The organism is Mycolicibacterium sp. lyk4-40-TYG-92 (genome assembly GCF_030209435.1).
Classification (GTDB): domain Bacteria; phylum Actinomycetota; class Actinomycetes; order Mycobacteriales; family Mycobacteriaceae; genus Mycobacterium.
In genome coordinates this window covers 734066-751987 of record NZ_JARVRX010000001.1, presented here as the reverse complement: position 1 = coordinate 751987, position 17922 = coordinate 734066, and the positions used below count along the sequence as shown (strand labels likewise).

Annotated in this window: 23 protein-coding genes; 5 read left to right on the top strand and 18 right to left on the bottom strand. The window is 66.9% G+C overall.

All coding sequences use genetic code 11. The annotated features are described in order from the left end of the window. Window positions 1-9: 9 nt before the first annotated feature. From QRN63_RS03785 to secY, 5 genes are read right to left on the bottom strand one after another with little or no spacing between them, the layout of a single operon-like run. Complete coding sequence (locus QRN63_RS03785) at window positions 10-738, bottom strand: zf-HC2 domain-containing protein (protein WP_267318973.1); 729 nt, start codon at window positions 736-738, stop codon at window positions 10-12. After that, complete coding sequence (locus QRN63_RS03780; RefSeq protein ID WP_267318972.1) at window positions 735-1259, bottom strand: sigma-70 family RNA polymerase sigma factor; 525 nt, start codon at window positions 1257-1259, stop codon at window positions 735-737. Before QRN63_RS03780 ends, QRN63_RS03785 begins: the two co-directional genes overlap by 4 nt. 50 nt (window positions 1260-1309) lie before the next feature. Beyond that, window positions 1310-2113 (bottom strand): type I methionyl aminopeptidase, encoded by an 804-nt coding sequence (map, locus tag QRN63_RS03775; RefSeq protein ID WP_285029516.1) that lies wholly within the window; start codon window positions 2111-2113, stop codon window positions 1310-1312. Between the two features lie 29 nt (window positions 2114-2142). Further along, complete coding sequence (locus tag QRN63_RS03770; RefSeq protein ID WP_061001786.1) at window positions 2143-2688, bottom strand: adenylate kinase; 546 nt, start codon at window positions 2686-2688, stop codon at window positions 2143-2145. Beyond that, window positions 2685-4010, bottom strand: a complete 1326-nt coding sequence (gene secY / locus QRN63_RS03765; RefSeq protein ID WP_267318970.1) for a preprotein translocase subunit SecY — start codon at window positions 4008-4010, stop codon at window positions 2685-2687. Before secY ends, QRN63_RS03770 begins: the two co-directional genes overlap by 4 nt. A 326-nt stretch (window positions 4011-4336) precedes the next feature. On the opposite strand from secY, the gene QRN63_RS03760 reads away from it, so the two are divergent. Genes QRN63_RS03760 through QRN63_RS03745 form a run of 4 tightly spaced genes read left to right on the top strand, consistent with a single transcriptional unit; the run spans window position 4337 to window position 8075 of the window. Continuing rightward, a complete protein-coding gene (locus QRN63_RS03760) occupies window positions 4337-5263 on the top strand; it encodes a class I SAM-dependent methyltransferase (RefSeq protein ID WP_267318969.1) in 927 nt (308 codons plus the stop codon). A 34-nt stretch (window positions 5264-5297) separates the two neighbouring features. Next, on the top strand, window positions 5298-6227 hold the full coding sequence (locus QRN63_RS03755) for a class I SAM-dependent methyltransferase (protein ID WP_285029514.1): 930 nt from the start codon (window positions 5298-5300) through the stop codon (window positions 6225-6227). A gap of 13 nt (window positions 6228-6240) precedes the next feature. Next, window positions 6241-7152, top strand: coding sequence for a class I SAM-dependent methyltransferase (locus tag QRN63_RS03750; RefSeq protein ID WP_285029513.1), 912 nt, complete (start codon window positions 6241-6243; stop codon window positions 7150-7152). A 5-nt stretch (window positions 7153-7157) separates the two neighbouring features. Beyond that, complete coding sequence (locus QRN63_RS03745) at window positions 7158-8075, top strand: class I SAM-dependent methyltransferase (RefSeq protein ID WP_285029512.1); 918 nt, start codon at window positions 7158-7160, stop codon at window positions 8073-8075. A gap of 7 nt (window positions 8076-8082) precedes the next feature. Here QRN63_RS03745 and sppA read toward each other — a convergent pair whose 3' ends face one another. Further along, the gene (gene sppA / locus QRN63_RS03740; protein WP_285029511.1) at window positions 8083-9870 is read right to left on the bottom strand and encodes a signal peptide peptidase SppA; all 1788 of its coding nucleotides are present in this window, start codon (window positions 9868-9870) and stop codon (window positions 8083-8085) included. 106 nt (window positions 9871-9976) lie between these two features. Here sppA and QRN63_RS03735 point away from each other — a divergent pair, with 106 nt between their 5' ends. Further along, window positions 9977-11203 carry a serine hydrolase domain-containing protein gene (locus QRN63_RS03735; RefSeq protein ID WP_285029689.1) on the top strand — a complete coding sequence of 409 codons (1227 nt, stop codon included), beginning with the start codon at window positions 9977-9979 and terminating at the stop codon, window positions 11201-11203. 131 nt (window positions 11204-11334) lie between these two features. Here QRN63_RS03735 and rplO read toward each other — a convergent pair whose 3' ends face one another. The 12 genes from rplO to QRN63_RS03675 all read right to left on the bottom strand — a co-directional run bounded on the left by rplO (window position 11335) and on the right by QRN63_RS03675 (window position 17744). Continuing rightward, window positions 11335-11778 (bottom strand): 50S ribosomal protein L15, encoded by a 444-nt coding sequence (gene rplO, locus QRN63_RS03730; RefSeq protein WP_043401780.1) that lies wholly within the window; start codon window positions 11776-11778, stop codon window positions 11335-11337. Continuing rightward, window positions 11779-11958, bottom strand: a complete 180-nt coding sequence (gene rpmD / locus QRN63_RS03725) for a 50S ribosomal protein L30 (protein ID WP_020101428.1) — start codon at window positions 11956-11958, stop codon at window positions 11779-11781. 2 nt (window positions 11959-11960) lie between these two features. Then, window positions 11961-12629, bottom strand: a complete 669-nt coding sequence (gene rpsE, locus QRN63_RS03720; protein ID WP_064858380.1) for a 30S ribosomal protein S5 — start codon at window positions 12627-12629, stop codon at window positions 11961-11963. 34 nt (window positions 12630-12663) lie between these two features. Beyond that, window positions 12664-13065 (bottom strand): 50S ribosomal protein L18, encoded by a 402-nt coding sequence (gene rplR, locus QRN63_RS03715; RefSeq protein ID WP_267318963.1) that lies wholly within the window; start codon window positions 13063-13065, stop codon window positions 12664-12666. A gap of 2 nt (window positions 13066-13067) precedes the next feature. Continuing rightward, window positions 13068-13607 carry a 50S ribosomal protein L6 gene (rplF, locus tag QRN63_RS03710; protein ID WP_061001796.1) on the bottom strand — a complete coding sequence of 180 codons (540 nt, stop codon included), beginning with the start codon at window positions 13605-13607 and terminating at the stop codon, window positions 13068-13070. Between the two features lie 12 nt (window positions 13608-13619). Beyond that, window positions 13620-14018, bottom strand: a complete 399-nt coding sequence (gene rpsH, locus QRN63_RS03705) for a 30S ribosomal protein S8 (RefSeq protein ID WP_020101424.1) — start codon at window positions 14016-14018, stop codon at window positions 13620-13622. Between the two features lie 334 nt (window positions 14019-14352). Continuing rightward, window positions 14353-15102, bottom strand: coding sequence for a class I SAM-dependent methyltransferase (locus tag QRN63_RS03700; protein WP_285029509.1), 750 nt, complete (start codon window positions 15100-15102; stop codon window positions 14353-14355). Between the two features lie 81 nt (window positions 15103-15183). Further along, window positions 15184-15369, bottom strand: a complete 186-nt coding sequence (locus QRN63_RS03695; protein ID WP_005197641.1) for a type Z 30S ribosomal protein S14 — start codon at window positions 15367-15369, stop codon at window positions 15184-15186. Between the two features lie 2 nt (window positions 15370-15371). Further along, complete coding sequence (gene rplE, locus QRN63_RS03690) at window positions 15372-15935, bottom strand: 50S ribosomal protein L5 (RefSeq protein WP_020101422.1); 564 nt, start codon at window positions 15933-15935, stop codon at window positions 15372-15374. Window position 15936: 1 nt separating this feature from the next. After that, window positions 15937-16254, bottom strand: coding sequence for a 50S ribosomal protein L24 (gene rplX, locus QRN63_RS03685; RefSeq protein WP_020101421.1), 318 nt, complete (start codon window positions 16252-16254; stop codon window positions 15937-15939). Then, window positions 16254-16622, bottom strand: coding sequence for a 50S ribosomal protein L14 (rplN, locus tag QRN63_RS03680; RefSeq protein WP_020101420.1), 369 nt, complete (start codon window positions 16620-16622; stop codon window positions 16254-16256). The genes rplX and rplN overlap by 1 nt, the downstream gene beginning before the upstream one ends. A gap of 195 nt (window positions 16623-16817) precedes the next feature. After that, the gene (locus QRN63_RS03675; RefSeq protein WP_267318961.1) at window positions 16818-17744 is read right to left on the bottom strand and encodes a sensor domain-containing diguanylate cyclase; all 927 of its coding nucleotides are present in this window, start codon (window positions 17742-17744) and stop codon (window positions 16818-16820) included. Window positions 17745-17922: the final 178 nt, after the last annotated feature.

The window sequence follows — 17922 nt, the reverse complement described above, 5'->3', positions numbered from 1 at the left end:
GGGAAATTCCTACAGATTGCGCTCCAGCAGCACCTTGCCGTTGTCTGCGGAAACCAGTTGTACCGCAGCAATTTCCGAAACCTGCATGGGCGTGTTACCGCTCGGCAACGCAGTGGCTCCCGACATGCCGAACCACGTGGCGATCTGGCTGCGACTGCCGTCGCGGCCCACCACCACCATACCCAGGTTGGTCGGCGGAGCGGCCGGTCCACTGGACCAGTCGCCGTAGCTGCAGGCCATGTCGATCCGCGTACCCCAGCCGAAGCTGCTCAGCGCGATGGTGGCGTTGAACGGCGTGGGTGCGACGTGCTGCATGGGCAGCTGCGCGACCTGCTCCTGGCTCTGGCCACCGCCGAAGAACTCCGGCCGGACCACGGCCACCGCACCGACGGCAAGGACCGCCGCGGCCAGGCCGGCCACTGCCGTCGTCACCCAGCGGGTCCGGCGCCGGCGCCACCGTACCTTGGCCAAGACCGAATCGAGCACCTCGGGCCGCAACGGCGGTTCAGGCTGCTCGGCGCCGATCTCCTGCACGTCGGCCAAATCCAGCAGGCCCAGCAGGGCCGGCATGCCGCTGAGCTCACCGACCGCGTCCCGGCACCGGGAGCAGGTCTGCAGGTGCGCTTCGTACTCGCGGCGTTCCGCACTCGACAGCGAACCCAGCACGTAGGCGGCGTCCCAGGTTGCGTACCGGTCGCCGTCAAAGGGTCCGACGGACTCGACAATGTGAATGCTCACCGAGTCACCCCCATTTCCTGCAGATTCAGGCGCAGCGCCCGGACCGCGTAATGCAGCCTCGATTTCACTGTGCCCTCGGCGATCTGAAGCTCTGCCGCGATCTGCGCGACGCTCAGCTGCCGGTAGTACGCGCGCTCGATGACGGCGCGATGGTCGACGGAGAGCTGACTCAGGGCGCCCCCGAGCAGCATCCGATCCAGGGCGGTATCCACCTCATCGGTGGCTGCCGGATCCGTCCGGTCGTCGGCCTCCACCACCTCCGACGACGTCGTTTCGTGCCGGCGCCGAGCGCTGCGCTGCTCGTCGATGATGAGGTTGCGAGCGACGGTGTAGAGCCAGGCCCGTGGGGACTGGTTGGTGTCGGACACGACATCGGGGTGCCGCCACGCCCGCAGCAACGTCTCCTGTACGACGTCCTCGGCGCGCGCCGAATCCTGTGTCAGACGCAGGGCATAGCGCCAAAGGGCGCCTGCGTGCTCGTCGTAAAGCACCCGCATCATGGCGGCCTCCGGATCGCTCATGCATAACCTCCGTCATTGACACGAGATCAGGGGCGATCCGGTTCACCGGGTCAGTCGTGCAGCAGCGTCAGGATTCGGGGTCCATCCTCAGTGACAGCAACGGTGTGTTCCCAGTGTGCGGCACGGGAGCCGTCCTTGGTAACCACTGTCCACTCATCTTCGAGAATGACCGTCTTCGAGGTACCCAACGTCAGCATCGGCTCGATGGCCAGCACCGAGCCGGGCTCGAGGAACGGGCCCCGCCCGGGCGATCCCTCGTTGGGCAGGAACGGGTCCATGTGCATCTCTTGACCGATGCCGTGACCGCCGTAGCCTGCGACGATGCCGAACTTGCGGTCGTAGCGGGCGGACGCGGCGTGGGTCGCCACTTCGATGGCGTGCGAGACGTCGGTCAGCCGGTTACCGGGCACCATGGCGGCGATACCGGCCTCCATGGACTCACGGGTGGCGTCCGACAGTTTCTGGTCGGCGTCGATCAGCGGGCCGACGCCGAACGTCACGGCCGAGTCGCCGTGCCAGTCGTCCAGGATGGCGCCGCAGTCGATCGAGACCAGATCACCGCTGGCGAGCACCTCATCGGCGGTCGGAATCCCGTGCACCACGCGGTCGTTGACCGACGCGCAGATGGTCGCCGGGAAGCCGTGGTAGCCCAGGAACGACGGGATGCCGCCACCGTCGCGGATGACGGACTCGGCGATCTGGTCCAGCTCGAGAGTGGACATCCCCGGTGCGGCGGCGTCACGAACCGCTTTCAGCGCTGCCGCCACCAGCGAACCGGCAGCCGCCATCGCGTCGAGTTCGCCGGGTGTCCGCTGCGGGACGACCTTGCGGCCGCGTCGGGGTAGACCAATCATCGATAACTACTTCAGCCAGAGCGGCGGTGTCAGCTGCCGAGCGCCTGCAGGGCGCGGGCGAAAACCTCGTCCAGGCTGCCGACGGCGTCGACCGACACGAGCTCGTCCCGGTAGTAGTCCAGCAGCGGGGCGGTCTCGTCGCGGTACACCTTCATACGGTTGAGGATGACCTCTTCGGTGTCGTCGGCGCGGCCGCGGCTCTTCAGCCGGGTCAGCAGCTCGGACTCCGAAACGCGGAACTCCAGCACGGCGTCGAGCTTCAGGTTGCGCTTGGCCAGCATGTCGCGCAGCGCGACGGCCTGCTCGACCGAGCGGGGGAAGCCGTCCAGGATGAACCCGGCGGCGGTGTCGTCGGCGTCGAGGCGGTCGTCGACCAGCGCGTTGGTCAGCTCGGCCGGGACCAGGTCGCCGGCGTCGAGGTACTTCTTGGCCTCGACACCGAGCGGGGTGCCCTTGCTGATGTTGCTACGAAACAGATCACCCGTGGAGATCTGCGGGATGCCGAACTTCTCGGCCAGCTTCTCGGCCTGAGTGCCCTTGCCTGCTCCCGGCGGTCCCAGCAGAACCATTCTCATTTGAGGAACCCTTCGTAGTTGCGCTGCATGAGCTGGCTCTCGATTTGCTTCACCGTGTCCAGACCCACGCCGATCATGATCAGCACGGCCGTACCGCCGAACGGCAAGTTCTGCACGCTACCGGAGTTGCCGATCTCGAGGAACAGATTGGGCAGCACGGCGATGATGCCCAGGTAGATCGAGCCCGGCAGGGTGATCCGGCTCAGGACGTACCGCAGGTAATCCGCCGTCGGCTTGCCCGGGCGGATGCCGGGGATGAAGCCACCGAACTTCTTCATCTCGTCCGCCCGCTCATCGGGGTTGAACGTGATGGACACGTAGAAGTAGGTGAAGAAGATGATCAGACCGAAGTAGATCGCGATGTAGACCGGGTCGGCCGGGTTGGTCAGGTACTTGGCGATCGCCTTGGACCACCAGCCGTTGGATGCGTTCGGATCACCGGCGGTGACCAGCTGGGTGATCAGGTGCGGGATGTAGATCAGCGACGACGCGAAGATGACCGGGATGACGCCGGCCTGGTTGACCTTCAGGGGCAGATAGGTCGAGGTACCGCCGTACATGCGGCGGCCCACCATGCGCTTGGCGTACTGCACCGGGATACGGCGCTGGCCCTGCTCGACGAAGACGACGCCGACGATGATGATCAGCGTTGCCGCCACGACCGAGGCGAAGACGACGCCGCCGCGGCTCTCCAGGATGGACTGGCCTTCGGACGGGATGCGGGCGGCGATGCCGGCGAAGATCATCAGCGACATGCCGTTGCCGATGCCGCGCTCGGTGACGAGCTCGCCCATCCACATGACGAGGGCGGCGCCGGCGGTCATGACCAGCACGATCACGACCAGGGTGAAGATGCTCTGGTCCTGGATGATGTTCAGGGTGCAGCCCTGCAGCAGGTTGCCGCTGGCAGCCATCGCGACGATCGACGTGCCCTGCAGAACCGCCAGCGCGATCGCGAGATAACGCGTGTACTGCGTCATCTTGGCCTGACCGGCCTGGCCTTCCTTCTGCAGCTGTTCGAAGCGCGGGATGACCACGACCAGCAGCTGCACGATGATGCTCGCCGTGATGTAGGGCATCACGCCGACCGCCAGCACCGACAGGTGCAGCAGCGCGCCGCCGGAGAACAGGTTGATCAGCGAGTAGACCTGCGCCGAGTCACCGCCACTGACCTGCTCGATGCACTTCTGCACGTTCGGGTAGTTCACCCCGGGGGACGGCAACGCGGCACCGGCCCGATACAGGACGACTACACCCAGCGTGAAGAGGATCTTGCGTCGCAGATCGGCCGTCCGCATGGACGAGATGAAAGCCGAAAGCACTCTTCCTCCTGCGCAGCCGAGCTCGGGCCGCGGCGTGCTGATGGGGCTGGTCAGGTCCAGCGTTTGGTTATTTCCGTGCGTGACCACAGCAGGTACCCGACCTGCCTGGACGCGCCGTCAAATCAGTCTCCGAGAATAACAGTTGCCGTCCCCACGACCTGCATCCGCTCGGCGCCGAACCCTTCCTACCCAGCCCGGACACGTCGAAACGTGCCGTCACCCGGCATTTCTGCCGCATTCAGGAACGGCGCGTACAGTCGCCGACAGGTTGTTACATGAGCTAACTACCGGCCCGCGTACCGGGCCACGACGACAGGAACGACGCGATGGCACGCACTGACAACGACACCTGGGACCTGGCATCGAGCGTGGGAGCGACCGCGACCTTGGTCGCCGCCGCCCGCGCCCTGGCCACCAATTCCGAAGACCCCATCATCGACGACCCGTTCGCCGCTCCCCTGGTCCGCGCCGTCGGGGTCGAGTTCTTCACCAAGCTGGTCGACGGTGCCACCGATCCCGCCCAGTTCGGTGCCGGCTACGGCCCGACCATGACGCAGCTGACCAACGGAATGGCGGCGCGCACCAGATTCTTCGACGACTTCTTCCATGACGCCGGCAAGGCCGGGATCCGGCAGGCCGTCATCCTGGCCGCGGGCCTCGACTCCCGGGCCTATCGCCTGTCGTGGCCGGCGGGCACCGTCGTCTACGAGATCGACCAGCCCGACGTCATCGAGTTCAAGTCCAAGACCCTGGCCGATCTGGACGCCGCGCCCACCACCGAACGGCGCACGGTGGCGATCGACCTGCGTGACGACTGGCCGGCGGCACTGCGCGCCGCGGGTCTCGATCCCGCCAAGCCGACCGCGTGGATCGCGGAGGGCCTGTTCGGGTACCTGCCGCCCGAAGCGCAGGACCGGCTGCTCGACCAGATCTCCGAACTGTCCGCACCGGGTAGCCGGATGGGCGCCGAAGGCGTGCCGGCCACGCCCGACCTCGACGAGGACGCCGTGCGCGAGCGCATGAAGGCCGCGTCGGAGCACTGGCGCGACCAAGGCTTCGACCTCGACTTCAGCGATCTGGTCTATCTCGGTGACCGCGCCGACGTGGACACCTATCTTCAGGGCCACGGCTGGCACACCACCGCCGTCACCTCCAACGAACTGCTGGTCCGCAACGGCCTGCCGGGCGTCGAGGCCGACCCGAACGGCCAGCCCTCCATGGGCGAGGTCAACTACGTCACCGCCCTGCGCTGACCCCATACCCCTACCGACGGACAGGACTCACGCGATGACCCGCACCGACAGCGACACCTGGGATCTGGCCTCGAGCGTGGGCGCCACCGCCACGATGGTGGCCACCGCCCGCGCCCTGGCGACGAAGGAAGCGGAGCCCCTCATCCGCGATCCGTACGCCGACCCGCTGGTGCGGGCCGTCGGCGTCGACTTCTTCATCAAGCTGCTCGACGGGCAGATCGACCTCGCCGGCGAAGCCGGAACGGCCGCCGCGATGATCACCAACCTGATGGCGGTGCGGACGAAGTTCTTCGACGACTTCTTCATGGACGCCGTAGGCGTCAGTTCGAGCGGGGCCGCCGGGTCCGCTGAAATCCGGCAGGCCGTCATCCTGGCCGCCGGCCTGGACTCGCGCGCCTACCGGCTGGACTGGCCGGCCGGGACCGTCGTCTACGAGATCGACCAGCCCGAGGTGATCGCCGCCAAGACCGGGACCATGGCACAGATCGGCGCCGAGCCCACGTGCGAACGCCGCACTGTCGCCATCGACCTGCGCGAGGACTGGCCGGCCGCACTGCGGGCCGCCGGATTCGACCCGTCGGCGCCGACCGCCTGGATCGCCGAGGGCCTGCTGATCTACCTGCCGCCGGAAGCGCAAGACAAGCTGTTCGACAACATCACCGCGCTGTCGGCGCCCGGCAGCCGGCTGGCCACCGAGTTCCACACCGATCACGGTGCCGGCATGGCCCAGCGCGGCGCAGCCATGAGCGAGCGGTGGCGCAGCGCGGGCCTTGACCTCAACCTGACCGACCTCTGGTACCAGGGCGACCGGACCTCGGTGGTCGAGCACCTGGATGCCAGTGGCTGGAATACCACGGCCCGCCCGCGCCTTGAAGTTTTCGCCGAGTACGGCCGACCCCTCGCGGAGACCGAAGACACCGCGGCGCTGCGTAATTCACTGTCCGTAACGGCCATCAAGAACTAGGAGCTGCACCCACATGACACGCACTGACGGAGATTCCTGGGACCTCGCCTCCAGCGTCGGCGCCACCGCAACCATGGTTGCGGGGCAGCGCGCGCTGGCGCACCGCGAGCAGCTGATCGATGACCCGTACGCCGAGCCGCTGGTCCGTGCCGTCGGACTGGACTTCTTCACCAAGGCGCTGGACGGCGAGATCGACTTCGGCGACGTGAACCCGGCCTTCACCCCGCGGCGCGCCGCCGAGGGCATGACGGTGCGCACCCGGTGGTTCGACCAGTTGTTCCTCGACGCGGCCGCCGCGGGTGTCCGGCAGGCGGTGATCCTGGCCGCCGGTCTGGACGCACGCGCCTACCGGCTACCGTGGCCCGACGGCACGGTCGTCTTCGAGGTCGACCAGCCCGAGGTCATCGAGTTCAAGTCCACGACGCTGGCCGACCTCGGCGCCGCACCCGCCGCGACACTGCGCACCGTCGCCGTCGACCTGCGCGACGACTGGATGCAGGCGTTGCGGGACAACGGCTTTGATCCGTCGGCACCTACGGCGTGGATCGCCGAGGGGCTGCTGATCTACCTGCCGCCGGAGGCCCAGGACCGGCTGTTCGACAACATCACCGCGCTCTCGGCGCCCGGTAGCTTCGTGGCCACCGAGCAGGTGGGCGACCTGAGTTCCGCGTTCGACGACGAGCGGATGCAGCAGATGCGCGAACGAATGAAGGCGCTCGGATCGAACATCGAGATGACCGACCTCATCTACGAGGGCGACCGCAATCACGTCACCGACTACCTGACGGGCCTCGGCTGGGACGTCACCGCGCGGTCGGTCGAAGAAGCCCACGGCGACAACGGTTTCCAGTACCCGGATGACGAATTGTCCCGGGCCTGGACGCAATTGAAGTACGTGCGCGCAGTCCTCGGCAAGAAGGCCTGACCGCCATGGCACGCGAGCACGGGGACACCTGGGACCTGGCGTCGAGCGTCGGCGCGACGGCCACGCTGGTCGCGACCGGGCGGGCCATCGCCAGCACCCATGATCACGGTTTGATCGACGATCCCTTCGCGGCGCCGCTGGTGCGCGCCGTCGGAATCGAGGCATTCACCAAGATGGTCGACGGTGAACTGGACCTGGCCGTCCTCGACGCCGTCGCGCCGGATGCGGCCGCGCGCGCCCGCGCCAACATCGACGAAATGGCCGTGCGTACAAGGTTTTTCGACGACTACTTCGCGACGGCGGCCGACGGCGGCATCCGGCAGGCGGTGATCCTCGCATCCGGCCTGGACTCGCGCGCCTACCGGCTCGCGTGGCCTGACGGCACCGTCGTCTACGAGATCGACCAGCCCGACGTCATCGAGTTCAAGACCCGGACGCTGGCCGGACTCGGCGCGGAGCCGACGGCGCAGCGCCGGACCGTGCCGATCGATCTGCGCGAGGACTGGCCGGCAGCGCTGCGGTCGGCCGGTTTCGATCCCGGTCTGCCGACGGCGTGGCTGGCCGAGGGTCTGCTGATCTACCTGCCGCCGGAAGCCCAGGACAAGCTGTTCGACGACATCCACGAGCTCAGCGCTCCCGGTAGCGCCGTGGCCACCGAATTCGTGCCGGGGCTCAAGGATTTCGACCCGGACAAGGCTCGCGAAGCCGCGGCCGGATTCCAAAAGCTCGGCTTGAACATGGACATGCCGTCGCTCGTCTACCACGGCGAAAGGCATTCTGCCGCAGACTATCTGGCCGCCAAGGGCTGGCAGACGACCGGCATCGGCCGGGTAGATCTGCACGCCCGGCACGGGTTGACGGCGACAGTTGTCGACGACGACCCGATGCGCGAAATCATCTACATCAGCGGCACTCTGGGCTGAACCTTTCCTAGAAGCGGTAGTCCCCCAGCCACAGCGCGCTGACCCCGGTCAGCGACCGCTCGGCCTGGCCGAGCGCACCGACCAGGGAACGACCGAACAGTGCCGCAACCGCTTCCGGCAATGACGCCGCGGCCGGCTGCGAGGAGGCCTTGGGCCGCACGTGGTCCAGCAGCGACGAACCCGGGTAGTTGACGGTTCGGACGGGAGCTTCAACTTCGATACCGGCCAGCACCTTCGCCCGGCGTACGGCGGTGCGCAGCCCACCGAGCTCGTCGACCAGGCCGTGCTCGAGCGCGTCGGCACCGGTCCAGATGCGGCCGCGGGCCACCTGCTCGACGGCCGCGACCGGCAGATTGCGGCCGTCGGCGACGCGCTCGACGAAGTCGGTGTAGAACAGGTCGGCCTCAGCCACGACGTGCGCGTGCTGCGCTTCGGTGAAGGGCTGGTTGGCCGACCAGGCATCGGCATTCTCGTTGGTACGCACGGCATCCGACCCGACACCGAGCCGTTCCTTGAGGCCCTTCGTAACGAGCTTTCCCGTCACCACGCCGATGGATCCGGTGATGGTGCCGGCGTTGGCGACGATGTGGTCGGCCGCCATCGACACGTAGTAACCGCCGGACGCGGCGACCGCGCCCATCGACGCGACGACAGGTTTGCCCGCCTCTCGTAGTCGCGCCACCTCGCGCCAGATGGTCTCCGAGCCCGTGACCGCGCCACCGGGGCTGTCCACGCGGAGTACGACGGCCGCGACGTCGTCGTCCGCGGCGGCTTCCCGCAGGGCCGCGGCGATGGTGTCGCCGCCGACGCTCGACGGTCCGGGCGGGAACGCGCTCGGGCCACCACGGCCGCTGACGATGGGCCCGGCCATGGTGACGACGGCGATGGTCGGCTTGTGTTTGATACCCGGCAGCGGCGGCACCTCGGGCAGGGTGTGGCCGGCGGTGGCCTTGGCGTACCGGGACAGGAACAGCCGTGGCGGCGCGTCCTTGCTGTCAGCTTCGGCTGCGCCACCGGTCAATTCGCCGATCCGGGCATACGCCTCGTCGCGGAAACCGATGCGGTCCACCAGGTTCGCGGCCAGCGCGTCGTCACGCAGCAGCGGCGCCCGGTCGACCAGGGTGTCGAGTTCGCCGGCGTCGACGCCGCGGGATTCCGCGATGGCGGCCAGCACCTGGGCGTGCAGGCTCTCGATGAGGCGGCCGTCGGCCTCGCGGTGCGGCTCGGTGTAGCGGTCCTGCGTGAACATGTTCGCCGCCGACTTGTACTCACCGCGCGCGACGAACTGCGCCTCGATGCCGGCCTTGTCGAACGCATCGCGCAGGAACAGCGCGTTGGTGGCGAAACCCACCAGCCCGACGGTGCCCGAGGGCTGCATCCACACTTCCCGGAACGCCGAGGCCAGGTAGTACGACATGGTGCCGGGGTAGGTCTCGGCCCAGGCGATGGACGGCTTGACGGCGCTGAACGCGGCGATGGCGTCACGCAGCTCCTGCACCGGACCTGCTGCGGCAGCGGGCAATTGAACCCGTGCGATCAGACCGGCCACCCGCTTGTCATCGGCCGCGCGGTGGATTGCGGCGACGGCATCGCGCAGCACAAGCGGCCGCGGGTTGCCCATCACGAAGGCGATCGGGTCGAAGCCGGCGGTCTCCGGCGGCACGGCCTGCAGGTCGAGTTCCAGTACACAGCCGCCCGGCACGCCGTGGTGACGCGCGGTGTCGACCTTGCGGACCAGGGCACGCAACTCATCGGGACCAGGAAGACCGGGCAGGCTGGGCCGGAAAGCAAACATGCTCCGAGCGTACCGACTCGCCACCGAGTGCCGAGCAGACGCAAAACTGTCCACTCCTTGCCGATTTCGACAGTTTTATGCCTGCTCGCGGGTGATGATCGACCCCATGGTGCTGAAGGTCTCCGTCTCTCCCGACATGGTCCACGGCGATGCCGACGACGGCTACGGCAAGGTCGCCGATGCGTTCCGGGCCAACTTCGCGGCCGGCGGCGAGGTCGGCGCCGCACTGTGCGTCTACCGTGACGGCCGCAAGGTCGTCGACATGTGGGGCGGTTACCGCGACGGGATCAGCAGGGCGCCGTGGCAGGCCGACACCATGGTCAACATGTTCTCGTCGACGAAAGGGGTGGCCGCCCTCGCCGTCGCGCACGCGGTGTCCAAAGGGCTTTTCGACTACGACGAGCGGGTCAGCACGTATTGGCCAGAGTTCGCCGCGCAGGACAAGGGCGACGTCACCGTGCGTCAACTGCTGGCGCATCAGGCGGGCCTGTGCGTGCTGACACCCAATCCCCTGCTGTCCGACATCGCCGATCCGGTGCGGCTCTCCGCCATCCTCGCGGCGCAGAAACCCGCGTGGACGCCCGGCACCCGGCACGGCTACCACGCCATCACCATCGGCTGGTACGAGTCGGAGCTGATCCGTCGCACCGACGGCCGCACGCTCGGCCGCTATCTCGCCGATGAGATAGCCGGGCCGTCGGGCCTCGACCTGTACATCGGCCTGCCGGACTCGGTCGATCGCAACCGGATCGCCACGTTGCACCATTGGCAGCGGTACGAGTCCTTGCGGCACCTCGACGTCATGCCGGCCGGGTTCCTGATCGGCAGCCTCAACCCACGCGGGTTGTTGGCCAGGACCGCCGCCATCCCCGCAGACATCGACCCGTACGCCGGTGACTACAACACCGACAAGGTGCGCCGCGTCGAGATCCCGTCTGCCAACGGCACCGGGACGGCCCGCGCACTGGCCGGCCTCTACGGCGCCGCGGCGACCGGCGGGAGCGAAATAGGTTTCACCCCAGAGACTTTCGATGCGTTGATCGCGCCGCCCCGCAATCCGTCCGGCGGCACCCGGGACAAGGTGATGCGCGCCGAGATCGCCTACGCACTCGGCTTCTGCAAGCCGATCCCGACGTTCGCCTTCGGCTCCTCGGGAAAGGCGTTCGGCACGCCCGGGTTCGGTGGCTCGTTCGGCTTCGCCGACCCCGAAACCGGCGTGGGGTTCGGCTACGTGATGAACCGGCTGGGCTTCCACCTGGTGAGTGATCCCCGCGAGCTGGCCGTCCGCCAGGCACTCTTCCGCGACGTCCTCGGCGCCCGGTCCCAGAGCTAGCTGCAGGACCAGGGCCGCCGAAACCGAGCTTGTGTGCCAATTCCGCGACGAACTCGGCACACAAGCTCATTCTCGGCGGACACAAAAAAGAAGGGCCCCCGCCGAAGCGGAGGCCCTTCTCGGTAGAGCTCTTACAGCTCGGTCGCGCTACCACCGGCAGCGGTGATCGCCTCACGGGCGCTACCGCTGAACTTGTTGGCTGTGACGTCGAGCTTGACGGCGAGCTTGCCGTCGCCGAGCACCTTGACCAGGTTGTTCTTGCGAACCAGGCCAGCGGCCACCAGCTCGTCCACACCGACGGTGCCGCCCTGCGGGAACGCCTTGGCGAGGTCGCCGACGTTCACCACCGCGTACTCCGTGCGGAAGCGGTTGCGGAAGCCCTTGAGCTTCGGCAGACGCATGTGGATCGGCATCTGGCCACCCTCGAACGTCACGGGGACGTTCTTGCGGGCCTTGGTGCCCTTGGTACCGCGACCAGCGGTCTTACCCTTGGAGCCCTCACCACGACCGACGCGGGTCTTGGCCTTCTTGGATCCCTTGGCCGGCTTCAGGTCGTGCAGCTTGATGACACTCATTTACGCCTCCTCGACGGTGACGAGGTGGTTGACCACCGCGAGCAGACCACGGGTCTGCGCGTTGTCCTCGCGAACGACGGACTGGCGGATCTTGCGCAGTCCCAGCGTCCGCAGGCTTTCGCGCTGCTTCCACCGGGCACCCACGGTGCCACGCACCTGGGTGATCTTCAGTTCAGCCATGATTATGCCGATCCTTCACGCGCTGCCGATGCGGCCAGCGCTTCTGCCTCACGCCGGGCCCGCAGCATGCCGGCCGGCGCAACATCTTCGATGGGCAGGCCACGACGGGCCGCCACTTCCTCCGGACGCTGCAGCTGCTTCAGCGCGGCAACGGTGGCGTGCACCACGTTGATCGCGTTGTCGCTGCCCAGCGACTTGGCCAGGATGTCGTGCACGCCGGCGCATTCCAGCACCGCGCGAGCCGCACCACCGGCGATCACACCGGTACCCGGGCTGGCCGGACGCAGCATCACGACACCGGCAGCGGCCTCGCCCTGAACCGGGTGCACGATGGTGCCACCGATCAGCGGAACGCGGAAGAAGCCCTTGCGAGCCTCCTCGACACCCTTGGCGATGGCGGCCGGAACTTCCTTGGCCTTGCCGTAGCCGACGCCCACCATGCCGTGGCCGTCACCGACGATCACCAGCGCGGTGAAGCTGAAGCGCCGACCACCCTTGACCACCTTCGAAACGCGGTTGATGGTGACAACGCGCTCGATGTAGTTGCTCTTCTCACCGCGGTCGTCGCCGCGACCACGGCCACCGCGGTCATCGCGGCGACCACGGCCGTCGCGGTCACCACGACCGCCACGGTTGTCCTGCGCCGAAGCGGCGCCAGCCTGCTCGGCCATCATGCAGTCCTTCCGGTCATCTTCAAGTCAGTCATTAGAACTCCAACCCGCCTTCGCGAGCGGCGTCGGCGAGCGCGGCGATCCGGCCGCCGTAGCTGTAGCCACCGCGGTCGAAAACGACCTCGGAGATGCCGGCAGCCTTGGCACGCTCGGCGATCAGCTGACCCACCCGGGTGCTGACGGCCTTCTTGTCGCCGTCGACGGCACGCACGTCGGCCTCGATGGACGACGCGGCGGCCAGCGTGGTGCCGGTCAGGTCGTCGATCACCTGGACGTGGATGTGCCGCGAGGAGCGGTTGACCATCAGGCGCGGACGCTCGGCGGTGCCGGCGACCTTCTTGCGCAGACGGGCGTGACGACGCAGACGCGCCACCCGACGGGTCTCAGAGATGTTCTGGCCCAACGGCTTACGCTTGTCAGTCTCAGTGTTGGCCATTGCTACTTACCTGTCTTTCCGACCTTGCGGCGGATCTGCTCACCCTCGTAGCGAATGCCCTTGCCCTTGTACGGGTCGGGGCGACGCAGGCGGCGGATGACTGCCGAGATCTGGCCGACTTTCTGCTTGTCGATGCCGGACACCGAGAACTTCGTCGGGGTCTCGACTGCGAACGTGATGCCCTCGGGGGCCTCGATCAGCACCGGGTGGCTGTAGCCGAGCGCGAACTCCAGGTTCGAGCCCTTGGCCTGCACGCGGTAACCGACGCCGAAGATTTCCATCTTGGTGGTGTAGCCCTGGGTCACACCGGTCACCAGGTTGGCGATCAGGGTGCGGGACAGCCCGTGCAGCGAGCGGTTACGACGCTCGTCGTTCGGACGGGTCACCACCACGGCGCCCTCGTCGTTGCGCGAGACCTCGATGGGCTCGGCAACGTCCAGCGTCAGGGTGCCCTTGGGGCCCTTGACTGCGACGTTCTGGCCGTCGATGGTCACATCGACACCGGCCGGGATGACAACCGGCTGCTTTCCAATACGCGACATGTTTTCTGCCCCCTACCAGACGTAAGCGAGGACTTCGCCGCCCACGCCTTGTCGAGCTGCCTGGCGGTCGGTGAGGAGGCCGGAGGACGTGGAGATGATCGCCACACCCAGGCCACCCAGAACCCGCGGCAGGTTGGTGGATTTCGCGTACACCCGCAGACCGGGCTTCGACACCCGGCGGAGGCCGGCGATGCTGCGCTCGCGGCTCGGGCCGTACTTCAGGGATACAACGAGGCTCTTGCCCACGCGGGCGTCCTCGGTGCGGTAGTCGGTGATGTAACCCTCCTTCTTGAGGATCTCGGCGATGTTCGCCTTGATCTTCGAGTGGGGCAGGGTCACCTCGTCGTGGTACGCCGAGTTGGCGTTGCGCAGACGTGTCAAGAAGTCTGCGATCGGATCCGTCATTGTCATGACAGCGTTGATCAACCTTTCTCGCTGCGGTTCCCATACATCACGCCCGTGTCGGTCCCACCTTGCGGTGGCTCGGCACGTCACATCGTGGGCCTGCTACGAAGTGTTTTCCCGTATCTGACCGAGGTCGGTCAGGGGTCGTGCATCAGCAGTGCAATCCAGCTTCAGAAGGCACATACCGATCGGCCATCGGGCAAAACCGCCCATGGCAACCTGCCCAGTGTAGACAATGCGCAGCTCAGGGCCAAATCCGTGCAGGTCACCCGCCGAGCGTGGGGGTTGGCGCGGTTTTCCGGCCGGATTTCCGCGTAGTCCCCCACCCTCGACGCACCGGCTATCGGCGCGCCTCAATGAGATGCCGTGTCGAATGCGCGACGAATGGCGTGCCGCCGCGCATCCGGCGGTCGAGCTCGACGAGCTGTTCGCCGTACCGGTCCACCGAGAAGTCGGGAATCCACCACGGACATTTGCGCAGGATCCAGACGACGGCGCCGACGTCGTGGAACTCCATGCGGCAACGTGCCTCCCGGAGATCGGTGACGACGAGACCGGCCTGTTCTGCTGCTGCGGTCTCGCACTGCGGGTCCCGCTGTCTGCGTTCTGCGGGCAGCGGCCCGAGGAAGTACTCGATGAGCTCGAACGCCGACCCCGGCCCGACGTGCTGTCCGAAGTAATGTCCGCCGGGCCGGAGCACCCGGGCGATCTCGGTCCAGTTCGGCGCAACCGGGTGGCGGGCCGAAACCAGGTCGAAGGTGCCGGCGTCGAACGGCAGTCGCCGGTCGTCCACGGTCTCGATGACCGTCACACCCCGCGGCGCAAGCCGTTCGCGTGCGGCGCGCGCATTCGGCGGCCACGCCTCGGTGACCACCATGTGTGGCGGCAGGGTCGGCATCTCACCGATGACCTCGCCGCCGCCGGTATCGAGGTCCAGCGCGGCGGCCACGCTTGCCAGCCGGCGCGCCAACAACGTGGCGTAACCCCAGGGCGGCCGCTCCTCGGTCGCGCGCCCGGCCAGCCAGTCGAAGCCCCATCCGGTCACGTCGGCGTTCGCGGCTTCGCGCACCAGCTCGTCGAAACTCCGCATGTCAGCTCCCAGCCGAACGCAAAAGCCGCCCCGGTCACGAGGACCGGGGCGGCTTTCTACAGCGTCATGAGACGGGCAGAGTCACCAGCTGGACTTCTGCACGCCGGGCAGCTCGCCGGCGTGAGCCATCTCCCGCAGGCAGATTCGGCACAGGCCGAACTTGCGGAACACCGAGTGCGGGCGACCGCACTTGTTGCAGCGGGTGTAGCCACGCACCGCGAACTTCGGCTTCTTGTTGGCCTTGTTGACCAGAGCCTTCTTTGCCATTGTCAGTTCTCCTTGAACGGGAAGCCCAGGGCCCGCAGCAACGCACGGCCTTCGTCGTCAGTGGTGGCCGAGGTGACGACCGTGATGTCCATGCCGCGGGGGCGGTCGATCGAGTCGACGTCGATCTCGTGGAACATCGACTGCTCGTTGAGGCCGAAGGTGTAGTTGCCGCTGCCGTCGAACTGCTTGGCCGACAGACCGCGGAAGTCGCGGATACGGGGCAGCGCGATGGAGATCAGGCGGTCCAGGAACTCCCACATGCGGTCGCCACGCAGGGTGACGCGGCAGCCGATCGGCATGCCCTCACGCAGCTTGAACTGCGCGATGGACTTGCGGGCCTTGCGGATTTCCGGCTTCTGGCCGGTGATCAGCGTCAGGTCGTTGACCGCGCCGTTGATCAGCTTGGCGTCGCGGGCGGCGTCACCGACACCCATGTTGACGACAACCTTGACCACGCCGGGGATCTGCATGACGTTGGCGTAGTTGAATTCGTTGTTGAGCGCGTCGCGGATCTCTTCGCGGTAACGCGTCTTCAGCCGGGGCTGAGTGTTTTCCACAGTGGTCATCTCAGATGTCCTTGCCATTGCGCTTAGAGATACGGACCTTCTTGCCGCTCTCCTCATCGACGCGGTAGCCGATGCGGGTCGCGTTGCCGTCGGAGTCGACCACCATCACGTTCGAAACGTGGATCGGCGCCTCCTGGGTGACGATGCCACCCGACGATGCACCGCGCTCGTTCTGAGACTGCGCAGTGTGCTTCTTGATCCGGTTGACGCCCTCAACGAGCACCTTGTTGCGGGTCGGGTAGGCCTCGATGACCTTGCCCTTGGCACCCTTGTCCTTGCCGGCGATGACCAGCACGGTGTCGCCCTTGTGCACCTTCATCACAAAACCTCCGGGGCCAGCGAGACGATCTTCATGAACTTCTTCTCGCGCAGTTCGCGACCGACCGGCCCGAAGATGCGGGTACCGCGGGGGTCATTGTCGTTCTTGATGATGACGGCGGCGTTCTCGTCGAACTTGATGTAGCTGCCGTCCGGCCGGCGGCGCTCCTTGACGGTGCGCACGACGACGGCCTTGACCACGTCACCACGCTTGACGTTGCCGCCCGGGATGGCGTCCTTGACGGTCGCCACGATGATGTCGCCGATGCCGGCGTAGCGCCGCGACGAGCCACCGAGCACGCGGATGCAAAGGATTTCCTTTGCGCCCGTGTTGTCGGCGACCTTGAGTCGCGATTCCTGCTGAATCACTCGATCTCCTGACCTGGGTTTTGTATGCACGCCAGATACCGACCTGGACGTGCGCGGTCTTGTTGTCCAAGGGCACGCAGAGTCAGCGTGTGACCGGGGTCTGCCCTGGGCAACCCCTACATACTAGGCGAGCAGCCAGAACGCTCCAAATCGCTCTGCGTAGGCGCCAACCCACCGCCTACCCAGCCCGGTGCGTCACGCCATTCTGACGCGAACAACGTTGCGATTGCGGCCCTTCTCCTTCGCCTCATAGAGGGCCTCGTCGCACTCCCTCAGCAGCATCGTGGGAGTCAGGTCGTGACAGGAATAGAACGTCACGCAGCCACAGCTGACGGTGACCTGTCCGTATGGCGACAAGTCATGCGGAATGGCCAGGTCCAGCAGAGCCGCGTGAAGCCGGTCGAGCATCGGGCCGGGTTCGGCGCCGTCGGCCAAGACGAACGCAAACTCCTCGCCGCCGTATCGAACCACCGTGTCGACGCGCCGCACGGACGCCCGGAGCAATGTGGCGATCTTGCACAGCGCAGCATCTCCCTCCAGATGCCCGTAGCGGTCGTTGAACTCTTTGAACAGGTCGACATCGATCATGCCGACAGTCACCGGATGCCGAGTCCTGTTGGCCTCGAGGCAAATCCGTTCAAGTTCTTGGTCCAACACCCGCCGATTGGCGATGCCGGTGAGGGGGTCCTGCAAGATCTGCCGCGCCAGCCCGGCCTGAGCTTCCCGGAGAGACTCATTCGCGTGCCGCAGCGCCATCTCGTTGCGCCGGGAATCGGTCACGTCGACGATGAAACCGATTGCCCGGGTCGCGACTTCGCGCGAGTCCGTGATCAGGCAGGCGGTGGAGCGCACCCAGCGGATCTCGCCGTCGGGACGGATGATCCGGTACTCCATGGAGTAGTCCAGCCCCGACTCGAGGAGTTCGGCGGCTGTGTGCACCACCTCGGTCGCCTGATCGACATCCTCTGGGTGGATGAACGGGCGAAAATCTGTGATCGATCGAACTGGTTCAGCAGGGTCGCGCCCCACGATGCGGTACCAGGTGTCGTCGCAGTAGAGCGCGTCGCGCGCGATGTCGTAGTCCCATATCCCCAGTCCGCCGACGCGAGCGGCCAGCGTCAATCGCTGCTCGCTGCGCCGCAGGACGTCGCGTTCACCTGTGCCGTTCGGCCGTCGCCGATTGACCAGCCGGACCCCGATCCACGGCCCAACCAGAATGTCGTGAGCCGACGCAACAGCATTTCGAATCCCCCGACACGAAACGATATTATTTGCCATAGTTGCCAACCCCCGTTAATGC

Bases quoted from the DNA above. Each gene is read 5' to 3' on its own strand.
- rplO (WP_043401780.1), bottom strand. From the start codon at position 11,778: ATGAGTGTCATCAAGCTGCACGACCTGAAGCCGGCCAAGGGATCCAAG.
- sppA (WP_285029511.1), bottom strand. From the start codon at position 9,870: ATGTTTGCTTTCCGGCCCAGCCTGCCCGGTCTTCCTGGTCCCGATGAG.
- rpsE (WP_064858380.1), bottom strand. From the start codon at position 12,629: ATGGCCGAGCAGGCTGGCGCCGCTTCGGCGCAGGACAACCGTGGCGGT.
- rpmD (WP_020101428.1), bottom strand. From the start codon at position 11,958: ATGGCTGAACTGAAGATCACCCAGGTGCGTGGCACCGTGGGTGCCCGG.
- QRN63_RS03780 (WP_267318972.1), bottom strand. From the start codon at position 1,259: ATGAGCGATCCGGAGGCCGCCATGATGCGGGTGCTTTACGACGAGCAC.
- rplR (WP_267318963.1), bottom strand. From the start codon at position 13,065: ATGGCCAACACTGAGACTGACAAGCGTAAGCCGTTGGGCCAGAACATC.
- QRN63_RS03745 (WP_285029512.1), top strand. From the start codon at position 7,158: ATGGCACGCGAGCACGGGGACACCTGGGACCTGGCGTCGAGCGTCGGC.
- map (WP_285029516.1), bottom strand. From the start codon at position 2,113: ATGATTGGTCTACCCCGACGCGGCCGCAAGGTCGTCCCGCAGCGGACA.
- QRN63_RS03700 (WP_285029509.1), bottom strand. From the start codon at position 15,102: ATGCGGAGTTTCGACGAGCTGGTGCGCGAAGCCGCGAACGCCGACGTG.
- rplE (WP_020101422.1), bottom strand. From the start codon at position 15,935: ATGACCACTGTGGAAAACACTCAGCCCCGGCTGAAGACGCGTTACCGC.
- QRN63_RS03760 (WP_267318969.1), top strand. From the start codon at position 4,337: ATGGCACGCACTGACAACGACACCTGGGACCTGGCATCGAGCGTGGGA.
- rplX (WP_020101421.1), bottom strand. From the start codon at position 16,254: ATGAAGGTGCACAAGGGCGACACCGTGCTGGTCATCGCCGGCAAGGAC.
- QRN63_RS03755 (WP_285029514.1), top strand. From the start codon at position 5,298: ATGACCCGCACCGACAGCGACACCTGGGATCTGGCCTCGAGCGTGGGC.
- QRN63_RS03695 (WP_005197641.1), bottom strand. From the start codon at position 15,369: ATGGCAAAGAAGGCTCTGGTCAACAAGGCCAACAAGAAGCCGAAGTTC.
- QRN63_RS03735 (WP_285029689.1), top strand. From the start codon at position 9,977: ATGGTGCTGAAGGTCTCCGTCTCTCCCGACATGGTCCACGGCGATGCC.
- QRN63_RS03750 (WP_285029513.1), top strand. From the start codon at position 6,241: ATGACACGCACTGACGGAGATTCCTGGGACCTCGCCTCCAGCGTCGGC.
- rplF (WP_061001796.1), bottom strand. From the start codon at position 13,607: ATGTCGCGTATTGGAAAGCAGCCGGTTGTCATCCCGGCCGGTGTCGAT.
- rpsH (WP_020101424.1), bottom strand. From the start codon at position 14,018: ATGACAATGACGGATCCGATCGCAGACTTCTTGACACGTCTGCGCAAC.
- QRN63_RS03770 (WP_061001786.1), bottom strand. From the start codon at position 2,688: ATGAGAATGGTTCTGCTGGGACCGCCGGGAGCAGGCAAGGGCACTCAG.